Here is a 15,139-nt window from a genome sequence, read left to right as displayed (position 1 = left end):
TGGTTGTAAAATGATGCTTTTTTTTCCCTAAAGAGTGAAAGCGATAATGGGCGCCCTACTATCGTTAATCAACTTTATAGGAGGAATTTTATATGGCATCTGATAGACCACAATATCCTGGTACTAACACGGATATGAAGCCAGGAGACGTATTGTACTCGAAAAAAAGCATCTCGACTTTTTTTGTTGGACACGTGGCAATTGTAGGACCAGGCTACAATGTAATTCACGTTCATCCAAAGGGACCTGGGTTCGTTGACGATATCAATTACTATGTAAATCGATTTGATGACGGCGATAAGATCCAAGTTCTCCGCCCCAGGAAAGGAGCTTCTAAGGCTGCTAAATGGGCAACCAACCATATTCGTGACGTAAAGAAATATTACTTCAATATGGACTTGAACAATATCGAGCTTAGTTATTGTTCTAAGTTCATCTGGCACGCATTTTACTATGGTTATGATCTCGATATTACCGGCACGGGCCTTACCGATCGTAGTAGAGCAACTCATATTTATCCAAGCGATGTTCGAGATTCAGAGGACCTTGCATCAGTAGTAACTATCAAAGTTTATAAGTAATAAGGTTGAATAAAACCTCGCATTAGCGGGGTTTTATTCCTTGCACAGATTTCCCAACTCTGTAATTTATACTCCAAGCGAAGAAGAAATCCTCTTTTTACCATCTAAGAACAAAAAATGTATTGATTAGTTAAAATAAGTTGCTTTTTACTTTGTTCATTTACCTATAAGATGGGATGGTGAGAAGCATGAATGATGAACTACTAAAAGAAGAGTGTAGGAGAGTTATAAAAAGGATTGCTTGGCGGTTGCAGTATCAAGCAAAGAAGATTTCCGCCCGAGAGCTTCCGATCATAGAAAATATATGTGGGCAGAATCAAATATTTTCTGTAGATTCTAAGTTGTATGTAGAAGAAATGTTGAATTCCCTTCCATCCAAAGCAAGATTCATTATCGAGCAAGTAGTTATCAATGGGGTTCCAGAAGAAATAGTAGCAAAGCATTTAGGTATATCCCAACAAGGCGTAAATAAATACAAACGGAAATATTTAGGGTTGCTTCGGAAAAAAATAGAATCTGACTCTTGAGACTCCCACGTCTAAAGCCGCAAGCCTTCCACTTTACGGTGTACGGGTGGGATTCTTGAATGACTAAGCGTTCGCAGTCCATTTCTGTTTTGAACAGCCTTCAAGATGAGGGCATCTCATTGCCCCTCCTAAGACAGTGCATATAGCATCTTAGGCTGATTGACTGTTACCATCAATCACAGGTGCATATCGAATGTTCATAGCACCGACTAAATCACGATGTTTTTCGAATCCACATTTGCATTTATACTTACGGTCTTGTGCCTTATTCTTCTCAGAGCATTTAGGGCATGTCTGACTTGTGTATCCAGGATTCACATGCTCAACTCTAATACCAACTAAATTCGCTTTATATTCAATGAACTGAGACAGGCGATAAAATGACCAAGTATGCAGATTCTTTTCGTTTTTACGGCTTGTTCTTGCCGTCTTTTGATAGGGGTGAATGGCCGGAAGCGGCGAAAATCGCTTTCACCAGCGCCATGTGGTTTTGGCATAGAAAGCCGACCTTTTTGCCGCGGACAAGTCCGTATTTCTCTCTGCATGCGGATGTGTCGTTGTCTTTATACAAGCTGCTTCCGGTCGGGCTTGCCCAGGTCGGTGTAGGAGATGCTGTCAACGAACACAATCTCTTTTGGCAACTGATACCTGGCGACTCGCGGGCGCAGCCAGTCCAGCACAGCTTCCTCGGTCAGCCCGGCATAGCTCGCAGGCTGCACGAACGCTTTCAGCCTTTGCCCAAACGCTTCGTCGGGAATGCCCACCACAGCCGCGTCCTCTACGCCCGGATGCTCGGCCAAAATGCGCTCCAGCTCGATCGGATACACATTTTCTCCGCCGGATACGACCATGTCGTCTGTCCTTCCGCATAAAAAATAATACCCGTGCTCATCCCGATAGCCCAGATCCCCTGTCTCGACCCATCCGGTCCGGGTGGAAAAAAGCGCTCTCCGCCTTCGCACGCAAAGCTGCCCGATCTCGCCTGCCGCGAGCTTTTGCCTGTCCCTTCCCCGTACGTGCAAGCCGACACCGCCAATTTTTTTGCCAATCGTGTGCGGTGCAGCCGCCAGGTCTTGCGGAGTTGCGACGGCACAAAGGCCCGCTTCGGAAGTGCCGTACAGGTTGAACAAGACCGCTCCCAATTGGCCGGACACTTCGGCGGCAAGTGCGGGCGTTAGCGGCGCGCCGCCAGAAGCGATGCAAGCGAGAGACTGCAAGGCGCTCGCGTTGTGCCGCAGCATTTTTCTCAGCATGAGCGGAACGACCGTCACGGCGTCGACCTTGTGCTTTTCGATCAGCGCACAGGCGTTGGCGGCGTCGAAGCCGGGCGTTATCACGACTTTTTTGCCCAGCGCAAGGAACAAGAGCAAGATCGCCAGCCCGTATCCGTGGCAGATGGGCGTAGCCACATAGGCAGTATGGCAGCGCAGCAGCCGAAGCCGCGTCAGCAGCGCCAAAAACGGCGGCAAATAGTGGAACAGCGACGGCTTGTGCGCGACTTTTTTCGGCTGCCCCGTCGTCCCTCCTGTCAACAGCATGATGTGCCCGGCAGATGCCCGCTTTGGCGATTTTGGGGTGGCGGCAGCCGTTTCATGCCACTCGTGCAGCAGCCGATTGATGGCGGGCAACTGGTCGTAGTAGCTGTGCAGCCGCACGGTCCTGTGCGCCGCCTGCTCAATGCGGGCCGTCCCGTTGGCGTCGTGGACGAGCAGGTCGAGCTTCGTCTCGTCCAGCAGTTGCGCGAGCTGCCTTGCGCTCATCTCCGGATTGAGCAAATAAATGTCGCACCCCGTGCCGGAAGCGGCGAAAATCGCTTTCACCAGCGCCATGTGGTTTTGGCATAACAATCCGACCTTTTTGCCGCGGGCAAGCCCGTATTTCTCCCTGAACGCCCAGGCGAGGCGTTCGGAGTCGCACCACAACTGCCGAAAGCTGACGGCTTCCCGTTCGTCGGCCAGGGCGATCTTTTGGCCGTACGTGCGCTGCGCGACCTGCAACAGCGTCATCAGGTTGGTTCCGTATCGGCAGATGGCGGCGAGCAGCCTGCCGATTCCTGCTGGCGTCAACAGCTTCATTTTGTACAGCGTCGCAAGCAAAAACACGATCCGCACCGTCATCCCCCCTTTTTTCGCAGCCAGCGCGGAGTGAGGCGCTCCAACAGTCCTCTGCCCAACACCGAGGCCAGCTCCCCGAACAAAAGCCACCACGGCCGCCAGCTTTTTCGTCTCGTGCACATGGATTTGGCGATGACCCGGGCGGCGTGCTCCGCGCTCATGGCGGGCATGCTGCGGTAGGCGGCAGTCGGCGCGATCATCGGCGTTTTTACCAGCGGAAAATAAATCGCAGTCGTGGCGATTCCTCGCGCGTTCCACTCCGGTGCCGCCGAGCGAAACCAAGTGTCAAAAGCTGCCTTCGAAGCTTGGTACGCCGCCCAGTACGGCAGCGGAATCAGCGACGTGTTGATCGTCGAGATATGGATGATTTGTCCGTTGCTTCGGGCAAGCTGCGGCAGAAGAGACAGCAGCAGCCTGACCGGGGCGAAGTAATTGATCGCCATCGTGCGCGTAAAATCGTGGTGGCGGTCGAGCGAGTCCATGATCGAACGCCTGATGGACAAGCCCGCGTTGCTGACCACGATATTTATCGTGTCAGCCTGCTCGCACACCCAGGCGAGAAACGACTCCAGTTCAAGCGGCTCGCGCAAATCCGCCCCGAAAACGCTGACTGCAGCCGTTCCGTGCTGCTCGATTTCCCGCTTGAGCTGGCGAAGCTTTTCCTCTCTTCTCGCCACCAGAAGCAACTGCACCTCGCAACGCCCCAACAAATATGCGAGCTGCTCGCCAATCCCGGAGCTTGCCCCTGTAATGAGGATCGTCTTGCCTGCAAGCGAGCGTGCCAGCCTTTTTTCGTCCAGGACGGCTAGCCAAAACAGCAGTTTTTCCAAAAGACTGTACGTATGCATCGGCATGACCCTTTTTTGGCAAGTAGTAGATTTCTCCTTATTTTCCTCGACTCTGCCCCGGGAAACAAGAACATGCAAACCTATGACCTGAACAACCATTTGGAGTCGGCACCTAAGCACATCGGGGCGCTGATGGGATTTGAGCGGACAAAAGTCTTGCAGTTGCAGTTGCGCGCCGGAGCGTTCGTCCCGGAACACGATACGGATGCAGACGTGCTCATTATCGTGCAAAAGGGCACAGCCGTGTTCGACTTTTCCGGCAAACAGGTGGAGCTGACTCCGCAGACGCTTTTGCACATGCTCCCTCTGGAAAAGCATAGCGTGCGCGCTCTGGACGAAGATGTAGAGATGGTAGTCATCCGGATTGAACGCTAGTCATAAAAGCGCCATGCCAGCGGCGGAGCTTGCCGCAACCCGTGTAAGTTCCACCCGCCGCCAAGCCACGCCTGGACGAAGCCGGTCTCGTGTTTCTGCGATACCGGCTTTCCATCGTACATTCCCTCTCGCTTTTTCTCCTTGCCCACTCTCCCCGCCTGCGAAAAAGGCGCGAAAACAAGAAACCGAACCTCTCCCTCAATCGTCTCTCTATTACTATACAAAATCTGACAATGAGATCGAGGTGCAGGCAATCATGGAATCTATCTCTATCGTCCTTTACCGTCCCGAGCTGGCCGCGGCCGTCGCGGACATGTGGAACGCCAGTCGGGACAGTTGGGGAGGCGGAAATTCAATCACGACAGCGGAACAGATCAGACAGGAGGAAGCTCACTCCGATGCGCTCGCTGTCTACCTGGCGATGGACGGCGAAACCGTCGTGGGCTATTGCAGCCTCGCCGAGTACCGCGAAGATACCGGCGCCCTCTACATCCCCCTGCTCAACGTCCGGCCGGAATACCATGGCAAAAAGGTAGGACGCATGCTGCTTGCCCGCGCACTGGACAAGACCGTCGAACTCGGCTGGCCGCGGCTTGATCTCTACACATGGGCGGGCAACACGAAGGCTGTCCCCCTGTATAAAAAGTTCGGTTTTTTCTGGGAAGACCGCGACGATAGCACGCATTTGATGAACATGATGCCCACTGTGCTGCGGACGGAAGCCATCGCGCACTACTTCGAGGAACTCGACTGGTATCGGGACTCTGCCCGGGAGATTGTGGTCGAGCCGGACGGTCGGAAAGAAAACGGCTTCGACTACTTCACCTACTCCTGGACGAAAGGCGAAAAAAGCCTGCGCGTAGAGTTTGAACGGCGCGGGCGCGGCATGCGGCTGATCGAAACGGAAGATTACTTGCTCGCTGCCGAGGTGGAGCAACTGGAGCTGGTCTTCGGTCGCACGTACCAGATTCACTATCGGATCGTCAACAAATCAGGCAAGCCGTTGCAGCTATCTTTGACAGGAGAGTCTGACGAAAACATCCGCTTTGACTATCGCCAAGAACTGGAAGTGACGGGCGAGACGACGCTGTCCGCCAGCTTTTTTGTCGGAGAGATTACAGAGGAGCAAAGCGTCTGGCGCACGCATCCGCGAGTCTGCACACACGTCCTGATTAACGGCAGGCGCGCCTTGTTCCAGGTCGGAATCTTGCCCAAGTTTCCCGCTTCCCTCTCCCTGCACGTCCCCGGCTTGTCCTATCCTGGACAGACCGCACCGTTTTATCTCGATGTGGAAAACAACTTTGCCGAAGAAGCGCAGTTTTCGTTCACGCTTCCGGAAGCGCCGTTTTTGCGCTTCCATGAACAGCAATTCACGCTGACGCTGGCAGGCAAGGAGCGCACCTCGCTGCCGCTTGCGGCCGATTTGCTGCAACACGGCTTTTACGAAGCGGACGTTCGTGTACAGGCGCAGCTTGCAGACGGCAGTACAGTCTCGTTTGTGAAAAAGCTCGGGGCTGCCTTCACTGGCCTTGGCGCCATGCTCGCGGGCGAGACGGAGCAAACCTGGCAAGTGCACCACGGCCGCCACTCGCTGTTTTTGACCAAGGACGACAACGAGCTGACCATCGTCGGCGCAAATGGCGGCGAACCGAGCTACATCGCCTATCCGAAGCTTGGCAAGCCGTATTCCAGCGAGTTTTCCAAAAAGCGCGCCGAGCAGGTCGAGTTTGTCGCGGAAAAAGGAGCGATCGGGATTCACGCCACGTATCACTCCGGCAGTTACCCCGGACTTGTCCTGGTGGAAAAGACGCTGCTGTTCGGAGACGGCTCCGTCGAACACTTGCTGGAACTGGAAAACCGCTCTGCCGAAAAAATGGCGGCGGAGCTGTGGCTGATCCAAGGCTTTTCCCATACGCTGCACCGCCCCGTTTTGCCGTATCAAGGCCGCTATGTCGAAGTGCCTTCCTCCTACGGCAGCGATTTGGACTACTGGGACGGCAAGCTCGTCAGCGAAAACTGGCTGTTTTCGCGGGAGGAAGCAGTTCCGTGGGGCATGTGCTGGCCGAAGGAGTACCGGATTGACTTCCAGGTCCGGCAGCTCACGCTGGAGACGTGCCTTGGCAGCCTGGAGCCGCACGACAAAAAGAAGTTCGGCCCGATCCACATGACGCACGGTGCGTATGCGGACTGGAAAGACTTCCGCGCCTTTGCGCAAAAAGAAGCTTTGCCATCAGCAAACTTGTCCCTGACGCCACATCTGGAGCTTGTCGCCAACGATCACAACCCGTTTGTCGCAGGAAAAGAAGTGCAGGTACAGGTCAAAGAATACAAACAGCAATATTTGGAGGGCGAGCTGACTGCCTCGCTGCAAAGCGCGCCTGCCGGAAAACAGGCCCACCGCTACACGGAAGAGGCGGAAGCGACAGAATCGCGCTTTTCGCTCGCTGCGCCGACAGGCTCGCCTGACCTCGTGCGCGTAGACGGACGCTTCGCCACCCACGACGCTCGCTTGCAGAGCGCGATCTTCCCCATCGGACAAGGCGAGATTGCCCAGGAGACGACCGAGGAAGCGGGACAACAGGTGTACGTCGCGGACAACGGCTTTATCCGCATCAAAGCCGCCCCGGACTTCGCTCCGGCGCTCTATTCGCTCACCGCCGGAGGGCAGGAGTGGCTGGCCAGCTCCTTCCCCGAGCGCCAGCCGAAGTCGTGGTGGAATCCGTGGACAGGCGGCATCAGCAACCACGTCGAGGAGCTGAGTGCGTTTTCGCTGGTCAAGGAAGAGCGGTCCGCTTGCTTCGCCCAACTGACCGACAACAAGCAAAACGTCTGGCAAGGGATCAAACTGAGCTACCACGTAAAAAAGCAGGAAAAATATCGAGGCCTCACCTGCCATCAATATTTCCTGCTCATGCCTGGCGTCCCGCTGCTCTGCCATACTATCGAGATCGTGCAGCATACGGGGACGTACTTTGCGAACAAAGATTGGACGACAGAAATCTTTTTGCAAACCGAAACTGCTACAGGCCCACTGTGGCTGAACACGGCAGGAAAGCATGGCGAGAAGCTGCACTACAAGCTGGGCCAAGGGGAACTGTTCGCCTACGAAGCGTCAGACTATACGTTTGGCAGCCCGTCGCGCAAGGAAAAGCTGCAAATCGTCACGGACCTGGAGACGGCAGACATCGACCTCTACGCCAACAAAGAAATCGCCCTCGCCTCCCTCTCGCGCGAGCTGAACCTGCCGCACGACCGCATAGCCTTTACCGCCCCTGTCTTTTTCCTGTTTGCGGACGAGCCGCTGCCAGCCGATTCGCTGTCGGCCTTGCGCGCCATCCGGTTTGCCAGCGAAACCGAAGGGAGGATTTCACGATGAAAATTATTGATGCCCACATGCATCTGTCCCACATCGAAGAATTCAAGCGCACAGCGGCCGAAAAGTCGTTCGTCGACTACTCCGTCCAGGGCATTTTGCAGGAATACGCGGAAAACGGCGTCGTGCTCGGCATCGGCATGGGCCTGACCGAGACGCAAAAGAACGGCTTTCCCGACCCGGAGGCGGCAACACCAATGGGCCTCGACCTGACAGACGAGCTGCCGCCACAGCTCGTCTACTGCCTCGGGATCAATCCGTACCATCTGGACGAGGCGGCAGTCGCCCGCCTGGAAGCCGAACTGCAAAAGCCGCAGGCCGTCGGCTTGAAAATCTATTTGGGCTACTATCCATTCTACGCTTACGACAGCGTCTACGATCCGGTCTACGCGCTTGCGGCCAAATACGGGGTACCGGTTGTTTTTCATACGGGCGATACGTACTCGGAGCGCGGCCTGCTCAAATACTCCCACCCGCTCACGCTCGACGAAGTAGCCGTGAAGCATCGGGACGTGAACTTCTTGATGGCGCATTTCGGCGATCCTTGGGTGCTGGATGGCGCAGAAGTCGTGTACAAAAACCGCAACATGTTTGCCGACCTCTCCGGCCTGATGGTCGGTGACGCCGCCAACTGCCGCAGACTGGCCGAGTCGCCGCTGTTCTTCGCCCACCTGCGCCACGCGATCACCTACTGCGACCATTACGAAAAGTTCCTGTTCGGCACCGACTGGCCGCTCGCGCCCGTGAAGTCGTACATCCAGTTCGTGCAGGAGCTGATCCCGGCGGAGTATCATGAGGATGTGTTTTATAAGACGGCGTTGAAGGTGTTTCCGAAAATCAGGACGATTGTTGAGTAAACTGGAAGGTTGATAGTTGGAATAACTACAAGCCCCATGCTGTGTCACGTGGCAGTTTGCCCGTGAGCCCGTGGGGTTTTTACTGTCAACTTGGCGGAAAAACGGTTTACATACTTCCATCCCGCACAGGTCGCCAAACAAAAAGAAAAACGCTTGGGATTGAACGGTTCCCTAAGCGTTTTCGTATTTTTAGCGCGTCTCTCCTGGCCTGTCTGTATTTTTTATAAGCGGTTATTGCTTGCCCAAAAAACCTTCCTTAAAAATGTTCAGCAAGTACTCCAACGTAATCGGGTCACTGTAGGTAGATGCCTCCGTGTCGATGACGATCACGTGGTTGTTTTTCACAGCAGGAATCTTTTTCCACGTCTCGGAGTTCAGGAACGCATTTTCGCCGCCTTTGCGCTGGCTGAGTACGATGTAGTCTCCGGCATACTCCGGAATCACTTCCAGGGAAAGCATGTAGTAGCCCGGGCCGAGGGCGTCCTTCTTCACTCTTTCCGGCATGGCGAGGCCCATTGCCTGGTACAGAATCTCGGTTCCGCGAGCCCAGTTGTTTCCGAAGACATAAAAGTCTTTTGCGTCGTGCTCAAAGACGGACACGGTTTTGTCCTTGCCGATTTTCGCCTTGATTTCTTCGCCGGCCGCTTGCGCGCGCTTCGTGAAATCGTCAATCCACGCTTGCGCTTCCTGTTCCTTGTTCAGCAACTTGCCGATCTCGCGCTGCTGCGCCAAATAGTCCAGCTTGCCCCACGTATAGACGACCGTTGGCGCGATCTCCTTCAATTTATCCAAGTTTTTCATCCACGACCCGGCAATAATCAGGTCAGGCTGGAGGGCGAGAATTTTTTCCATCGTTTCATCGGATACCGTTTCGACATCTTTTACCTTATCCGCGAACAACGGGTTCTTTTTCGTCCATTCGTCGACCCCGACCAGTGTTCCGCCCAAAGCAAGAACGTTCGGCGCATTGGTCAAACCGACAATTCGCTTAGGACTCGCAGGAACCTCGATCGGTCCGTTCTCCGACTGGTACGTAATCGTCTCCGGCTTCGCTTCGGCTTCCGGTTTTGCTTCTGTTGTCGCTTCCTGCTTTGCTGCGTTGCCACCAGCAGCGTTCTCCGTTGGCACCGATGCATTGCCGCAGGCGCTCAGCAGCAGTACGAGCGACATCATGATAGAGGTGAGCCACTTTTTCATGTTGCATTCTCCTTTTTAACAGATGAAAACCAACAATTGATAATGATAATCATTTCCGAACCATTACATACTATAAACAGTTCTCTATTCCCTGTCAATATGGAGCAAGACTCGATCTGACAACTCGGCAAGCTTGATTTTGTCAGCGTTTGCAGATTGCGGCAGCAGCCAATCCGCGAGCGCTGCCCGTCTGTCGGACGAAGCATTGCATTGCATTGCTTTCCTTGCCTGCACGCGGCCATGGCGTCCGAATCATTTTCCCACAAAAAAACGGCCATTCAGCCGTTTTATCCGCCTTCCTGACCGTGCTGCACTGTACTGACGACATTGCCTTTTTTATGCCCTTGTTCTACGTACCAATGGGCTTCCGGAACCTGTGCCAACGGATAGCGCCTGTCGATCACCGCTTGGAACTGCCCTGACGCCATCAGCTCCGCGAGAAATTGCAAGTCTTCCGCCCGCTCTTTTGCCACCCCTTGCCCATCTACGGTGATGAACTTGCCGTTTGGCGCGAGCGCCTGCTGGCAACGGGCTTTCGAGCTTTTTCCGACGGCGTCGAAAATGAGATCGTACTGCTTGCCTGTACGCGCGAAATCTTCTTTTGTATAATCAATCGCTTCATCGGCCCCGAGCGACTTGACCAGCGCAAAATTGACGCCGCTGCACACCGCGGTCACGTTCGCCCCGAAGTATTTGGCAAGCTGCACGGCCGCCGTCCCTACCGCCCCGGACGCTCCGTAAACGAGGACGCGTTGCCCGCGCTGCAGCTTTCCTTTGCGAAAAAAATGCAGGGCTGTCGTCCCCCCAAAAGGCACAGCGGCGGCCTCTTCGAAGGCTACATTCCCGGGCATGTGCGCGATCACGGCGTCTTCTCGCAGACAGACGTACTCGACATGTGCGCCAAAGCGCATCCCGCTCAGCGCGTACACCCGCTCCCCCGGCTTGAAGCGCTTGACCTGATCGCCGACCGCTTCCACTTCTCCGGCCAGCTCGACACCCAAAATCGGTTGTCGAGGCTTCGTCCAGCCCAAAAACAGGCGCATCGGCAACCAGTACAACAGCGGACTGCGAAAAGCCCGCCCCCTGCAATCTCCGGACGTAACTGTCGTCGCATGAATTTTGACCAGCACTTCCTTGTCTTTTGGAACAGGCTTCGCTACTTCCTGCAACACGAGGACATCCGGCGATCCGTATTTGGGGCAGACAATAGCTCTCATGGGCTTCCTCCTGTATTTTCATTTGCCGTGAGTCGGCGCAAAACAGCTACTCTCCTTCATCGAGCGACAGCCAGGCCGCAGGCTCGGAACTGCCCGCGAGCCACTCGCTGACAAGCGTTGTTTTCCCGTAGCCTGCGGAAACAGAAACAAGCATCAGCCCGCCGAGGCAGAAGCAGACGTCACCTTCGTCCAGCCGCGCAATCAGGCACAGACGATGGACTGTTTTGGCCGAGGCTTAGGGACGTGCAGTTTCGCAAGCAGGACGTCTGTTCCTAATCCCACCAAAAATACCACACATCCTGTTTCAGCAAAGAATCGGCGTAATGGCCGAGTGTCGGCTGGTCCTCCAGGACGTACTGGCAAAAAATGAAGTGCTCTTTTGCCAGTTGCAGCGCTTCTTCTGCCGTTTGCGGCCGTCTGCTTGCCTGCAGTACCCACGTATCGCCTGTCACCGCGAGAATGTTTGCGCCGTACTGCTGCTGAAAATGCCGGAAGATCACGGACTGGTAAACAGGCAGCGGACATTCGTTGTAGCCGCCCATCGGCACCCACAAAGGCGCCTCGTATCCGCGCTCAGACTGTGCACGTCCGCAAGCTGCTGCTCTACGAAGGCAGGCAGCGATTCTGCTTCGTCACATGCCTCCTCCATCATTTCCAGCAAGTTGTAGCAGGGCAAAACGAGAATGCTGTGCTGTCCCGCTGGCAGCGCTACATCCTCCGCAGCCACCACTTCGGTTTCGCACCCTTCCAAATATTGGACCAACTCTTCAATCACGATCGACACCTCTTTTTCTTTTGGCACGCCTGAAGCGCTTTGTCTGTTTCACCCTGATTTCCTTGGAAAAATAATCCACACACGTTTATCGTACACTATCTTTGCTTGAGAAAGTAGAACGATCCGCAAGAATCTTGGGCCACGCCAATCCTTTTGCCAAGCGCTGATCGCAACACGGCTGCAGCAAAAAAGCTTCCCTCGCAACTAGGAGGGAAGCTTCTTCGCCATACGATTATTTTTTACGACAGCTTTACGAGGCTGTAGTTTTTCTTGCCTTTACGGATAATGATGAAACGCCCGCCAATCGCCAGGTCAGCCGTTACTTCCAGATCCAGCTCGCTCACCCGCTCGCCGTTCATGGAAATCGCGCCTTTCGTAATGTCCTCGCGCGCCTGGCGCTTGGATGGCTCGATGCCCAGCTCGACGAGCCAGTCCACGATGTTTTTCGCTTCCTTCGTCGCCTCGTAGGTCGGCATTTCCTTGAAGCCTTGCTCGATCTCATCGGCGGTAAGCGATTTGATATCGCCCGTGAACAGGGCGGCTGTAATGCGTTTGGCCTGCTCCAGCAACTCTTCGCCGTGCACGAATCGCGTCATTTCCTCTGCGAGCATTTTTTGCGCTTCGCGTTTATGCGGCTCCGTCTCGACTTTTACCGCCAGCTCGTCGATTTGCTCTTTGGAGAGGAACGTAAAGTATTTCAAGTATTTCACGACGTCGCGATCGTCGGTGTTCGCCCAGAACTGGTAAAATTCGAACGGCGTCGTTTTGTTCGGATCGAGCCAGACGGCACCGCCCGCTGTTTTCCCGAACTTCGTCCCGTCCGCTTTCAGCATGAGCGGGATTGTCAGGCCAAACGCTTTCGCCTCAGGCCCTTCTTTTTTGCGGATCAGATCGAGACCGCTCGTAATGTTGCCCCATTGGTCGGAGCCGCCGATTTGCAACTGGACGTCCTCGTGTCTGTACAGGTGCAGGAAGTCGAGCGACTGAAGGATTTGGTAGGAAAACTCGGTAAAGGAAATGCCGCTCTCCAGTCTGCTTGCCACGACATCCTTGGCGAGCATCGCGTTGATGCTGAAGTTTTTCCCGTAATCGCGCAAAAATTCGATCACGTTGATTTTATGCGTCCAGTCGTAGTTGTTAACCAGGCGAATCTGGTTGTCGCCTTCTGTGATGAACAGCTTTTTCATTTGTGCGGTGAGGGCATCCACATTCGCCTGCACCTGCTCCAGCGTTTGCAGCGAGCGCTCGGACTGGCGGCCGCTCGGATCGCCAATCGTCCCTGTCGCGCCCCCGATCAAAATAACCGGACGATGGCCCGCAAGCTGGAAACGTTTCAGCATGATAAAAGGAATCAGGTGCCCGATGTGCATGCTGTCTCCCGTCGGGTCCACGCCACAGTACAACGAGATCGATTTTTGCTCAGTCAATTCACGAAGCCCTTCGGCGTCTGTTTGTTGGTTAATGGCGCCGCGCCATTCGAGTTCATCAATAATGTTCACAGCCAATTCACTCCCTTAGGTTCGTAGATCTCCTATACCGAATCACCGTTGTGCGTGACAACAAAAAATCGCCCCTTGTCTATTGTAGACACAGGGACGATTGTATAACCGTGTTACCACCCAGATTGCACCAATGGTCACCCCATCTTCCGGATGCCATTCATGCCACTCTCGGCGAGATATCGTTCGCCATTCCGCTCAGCATTACCCGAGATACTCCAGAGTTGTAATTCGCGGGCTTAGTGTGTACCGGGTTCCATCCACCCCCGGCTTTCTAGGACAGGGACCAAGCTGCTACTGGGCTCTTTCAACGTATGTCGCATATAAGATTACAGACAGTATAGTGAATTGGAAGGGCGGTGTCAACTGGCAGTTTGCCCTCGCAGCCCCTGCTGTTCTGTCGGCAGGAAAAAATGTGGTTGCCGTTGTTTGACTCATAGATGAAATCTTTCAAGCTTTTGCTTGTGTACACGGAAAAATCGCCCGCGATAGCAAGCTTTGCCTTGTACGTGACGAACTTTTGCAGAATTTCTCCTTCGACTACCATCGCAAAATACGGCCCGGATCGTCTTGCGGCAAACAAAAAATCGCTCTCTCGCAATATTCGCAGAACGACCAAGTAATTTCCATTCCCACTTGCAACTCTTCCCCAATAAATCGCCGGAAGCATATTTATTTCATCTTTATTTACGTGTATGATAATAGGAAAAAAGAAAGAGGCTGTTTTATGGATTCAACCTATGCATCCAGATCTGCATCCAAAACAAAAATGCTCATCATTCATGCTCTTTTTATCGCTTTTACCCTTGCAGCCACCATGTTCATCAACATCCGTCTCCCGTTCATAGGCAACGGTGGCCTGATTCACCTTGGTAACGTGCCTCTGTTCATTGCCGCTTTCGTGTACGGCAGAAAAGCAGGAGCGATTGCAGGTGCCTTCGGGATGGGCCTGTTCGATCTGATTTCCGGCTGGACGGTATGGGCACCGTTTACCTTCGTCATTGTCGGGGCCATGGGCTATGTCGCTGGTCTCATCGCGGAAAGAATGCCGGGCAAACGCGTCCTTGCCTATTCTCTCGCTATCGCTTGCGCCCTGCTGATTAAAATCGTGGGCTACTACTTCGCGGAAGTGATTCTGTACAGCAACTGGATTCTGCCGTTTGGCTCGATTCCGGGGAACTTCCTCCAGGTCGTCGTTGCTGGAATCATCGTGCTGCCGCTGGTAGGACGCCTGAAAAAAATTGTCGGGCAAGGATAAGGGAGAACCATGCTTTTTTGCACAGTTTGCGCAGAAGTGCTACGTATGACGCACTTCGGCAGGCTGTAACGATCAAAATCGCTCAGGAGATGCTGATTCCTGGGCGATTTTTTTCGCTTGCACTTTATCACTTTATATAGAAAAGTGTGCTATACAAGGATCACTGAGGCGTGTATTTTGCAAGTCAAAAATGCAGATTACAGCTATTTGGGATCGACATTTGCACCATTCCTACATCGTCAACATTAGGGGGAATAGTTTCCGACTTCGTGTAAAGATGAGGACTGGGGCCTACACCCCTCCCTCTACCACCTAACCAACAGCAGAATCGCCAGGTGGGGCAATTCCAAACTGGCGAGAGTAGGGCAAAAATATAGTCGGGGTTGACACAACTATTCAACTAATGTCGGAGCTTCCTTTTAATCTTTAAACTCCTCCCACTATCATTAGCGTTGCATAAAAAATGAATCCATCTATTGTCAAATTATTCTGAATGACATTTTCAACTTCACAACCAA

General features: G+C 53.8%; 14 protein-coding genes and 2 pseudogenes. 7 read left to right on the top strand and 9 right to left on the bottom strand.

Annotated features, from left to right (window positions below):
* Positions 1-92 precede the first annotated feature (92 nt).
* Complete coding sequence (locus tag AC3WQH_RS16115) at positions 93-581, top strand: C40 family peptidase (protein WP_005829706.1); 489 nt, start codon at positions 93-95, stop codon at positions 579-581.
* A 188-nt stretch (positions 582-769) separates the two neighbouring features.
* Complete coding sequence (locus AC3WQH_RS16110) at positions 770-1,108, top strand: hypothetical protein (RefSeq protein WP_005837207.1); 339 nt, start codon at positions 770-772, stop codon at positions 1,106-1,108.
* Between the two features lie 150 nt (positions 1,109-1,258).
* Here the strand turns inward: AC3WQH_RS16110 and AC3WQH_RS16105 are convergent.
* From AC3WQH_RS16105 to AC3WQH_RS16095, 3 genes and pseudogenes are all read right to left on the bottom strand, one after another.
* Positions 1,259-1,543: pseudogene (locus AC3WQH_RS16105) on the bottom strand (zinc ribbon domain-containing protein); the annotation flags it as partial.
* A 128-nt stretch (positions 1,544-1,671) separates the two neighbouring features.
* A complete protein-coding gene (locus AC3WQH_RS16100; protein WP_327990957.1) occupies positions 1,672-3,219 on the bottom strand; it encodes an AMP-binding protein in 1,548 nt (515 codons plus the stop codon).
* 2 nt (positions 3,220-3,221) lie between these two features.
* On the bottom strand, positions 3,222-4,070 hold the full coding sequence (locus AC3WQH_RS16095) for an SDR family NAD(P)-dependent oxidoreductase (protein WP_492332154.1): 849 nt from the start codon (positions 4,068-4,070) through the stop codon (positions 3,222-3,224).
* Between the two features lie 72 nt (positions 4,071-4,142).
* Between AC3WQH_RS16095 and AC3WQH_RS16090 the strand changes: the two genes are divergently transcribed.
* The 3 genes from AC3WQH_RS16090 (at position 4,143) to AC3WQH_RS16080 (ending at position 8,675) form a co-directional block, all read left to right on the top strand.
* Positions 4,143-4,445, top strand: coding sequence for an AraC family ligand binding domain-containing protein (locus AC3WQH_RS16090; RefSeq protein ID WP_165329007.1), 303 nt, complete (start codon positions 4,143-4,145; stop codon positions 4,443-4,445).
* Positions 4,446-4,701: 256 nt separating this feature from the next.
* A complete protein-coding gene (locus tag AC3WQH_RS16085; RefSeq protein WP_492332153.1) occupies positions 4,702-7,821 on the top strand; it encodes a GNAT family N-acetyltransferase in 3,120 nt (1,039 codons plus the stop codon).
* Positions 7,818-8,675 (top strand): amidohydrolase family protein, encoded by an 858-nt coding sequence (locus AC3WQH_RS16080; RefSeq protein ID WP_005828288.1) that lies wholly within the window; start codon positions 7,818-7,820, stop codon positions 8,673-8,675. Before AC3WQH_RS16085 ends, AC3WQH_RS16080 begins: the two co-directional genes overlap by 4 nt.
* A gap of 231 nt (positions 8,676-8,906) precedes the next feature.
* Here the strand turns inward: AC3WQH_RS16080 and AC3WQH_RS16075 are convergent, their stop codons facing one another.
* The 6 genes and pseudogenes from AC3WQH_RS16075 to AC3WQH_RS16050 all read right to left on the bottom strand — a co-directional run.
* Positions 8,907-9,872 (bottom strand): iron-hydroxamate ABC transporter substrate-binding protein, encoded by a 966-nt coding sequence (locus AC3WQH_RS16075; protein WP_005828290.1) that lies wholly within the window; start codon positions 9,870-9,872, stop codon positions 8,907-8,909.
* Between the two features lie 287 nt (positions 9,873-10,159).
* Entirely contained in the window at positions 10,160-11,089 is a 930-nt protein-coding gene (locus tag AC3WQH_RS16070) for an NAD(P)-dependent alcohol dehydrogenase (protein ID WP_005828291.1), read from the bottom strand.
* A 272-nt stretch (positions 11,090-11,361) separates the two neighbouring features.
* Positions 11,362-11,637: a DUF4253 domain-containing protein gene (locus AC3WQH_RS16065; RefSeq protein WP_235694630.1), complete on the bottom strand. Its 276-nt coding sequence runs from the start codon at positions 11,635-11,637 to the stop codon at positions 11,362-11,364.
* Entirely contained in the window at positions 11,586-11,864 is a 279-nt protein-coding gene (locus tag AC3WQH_RS16060; RefSeq protein WP_290426887.1) for a hypothetical protein, read from the bottom strand. Before AC3WQH_RS16060 ends, AC3WQH_RS16065 begins: the two co-directional genes overlap by 52 nt.
* Positions 11,865-12,103: 239 nt before the next feature.
* Positions 12,104-13,363 (bottom strand): tyrosine--tRNA ligase, encoded by a 1,260-nt coding sequence (gene tyrS / locus AC3WQH_RS16055; protein WP_005828299.1) that lies wholly within the window; start codon positions 13,361-13,363, stop codon positions 12,104-12,106.
* A 362-nt stretch (positions 13,364-13,725) separates the two neighbouring features.
* A pseudogene (locus tag AC3WQH_RS16050) lies at positions 13,726-13,898 on the bottom strand (DUF4180 domain-containing protein); the annotation flags it as partial.
* 192 nt (positions 13,899-14,090) lie between these two features.
* Between AC3WQH_RS16050 and AC3WQH_RS16045 the strand changes: the two are divergent.
* Together AC3WQH_RS16045 and AC3WQH_RS16040 are read left to right on the top strand one after the other, a co-directional pair.
* Complete coding sequence (locus AC3WQH_RS16045) at positions 14,091-14,621, top strand: ECF transporter S component (protein WP_005828303.1); 531 nt, start codon at positions 14,091-14,093, stop codon at positions 14,619-14,621.
* A 106-nt stretch (positions 14,622-14,727) separates the two neighbouring features.
* Positions 14,728-14,937: an ATP-binding protein gene (locus AC3WQH_RS16040; RefSeq protein ID WP_309479914.1), complete on the top strand. Its 210-nt coding sequence runs from the start codon at positions 14,728-14,730 to the stop codon at positions 14,935-14,937.
* Positions 14,938-15,139 lie beyond the last annotated feature (202 nt).

This window comes from Brevibacillus sp. FW301-21C12A (assembly GCF_058788915.1).
Note: the sequence above shows the minus strand (reverse complement) of the source record. Positions and strands in the feature narration are given on the sequence as shown.

Excerpts from the sequence above, each read along its gene's own strand:
- AC3WQH_RS16115 (WP_005829706.1), top strand. The coding sequence starts at position 93 with ATGGCATCTGATAGACCACAATATCCTGGTACTAACACGGATATGAAG.
- AC3WQH_RS16110 (WP_005837207.1), top strand. The coding sequence starts at position 770 with ATGAATGATGAACTACTAAAAGAAGAGTGTAGGAGAGTTATAAAAAGG.
- AC3WQH_RS16095 (WP_492332154.1), bottom strand. The coding sequence starts at position 4,070 with ATGCATACGTACAGTCTTTTGGAAAAACTGCTGTTTTGGCTAGCCGTC.
- AC3WQH_RS16090 (WP_165329007.1), top strand. The coding sequence starts at position 4,143 with ATGCAAACCTATGACCTGAACAACCATTTGGAGTCGGCACCTAAGCAC.
- AC3WQH_RS16085 (WP_492332153.1), top strand. The coding sequence starts at position 4,702 with ATGGAATCTATCTCTATCGTCCTTTACCGTCCCGAGCTGGCCGCGGCC.
- AC3WQH_RS16080 (WP_005828288.1), top strand. The coding sequence starts at position 7,818 with ATGAAAATTATTGATGCCCACATGCATCTGTCCCACATCGAAGAATTC.
- AC3WQH_RS16075 (WP_005828290.1), bottom strand. The coding sequence starts at position 9,872 with ATGAAAAAGTGGCTCACCTCTATCATGATGTCGCTCGTACTGCTGCTG.
- AC3WQH_RS16070 (WP_005828291.1), bottom strand. The coding sequence starts at position 11,089 with ATGAGAGCTATTGTCTGCCCCAAATACGGATCGCCGGATGTCCTCGTG.
- AC3WQH_RS16045 (WP_005828303.1), top strand. The coding sequence starts at position 14,091 with ATGGATTCAACCTATGCATCCAGATCTGCATCCAAAACAAAAATGCTC.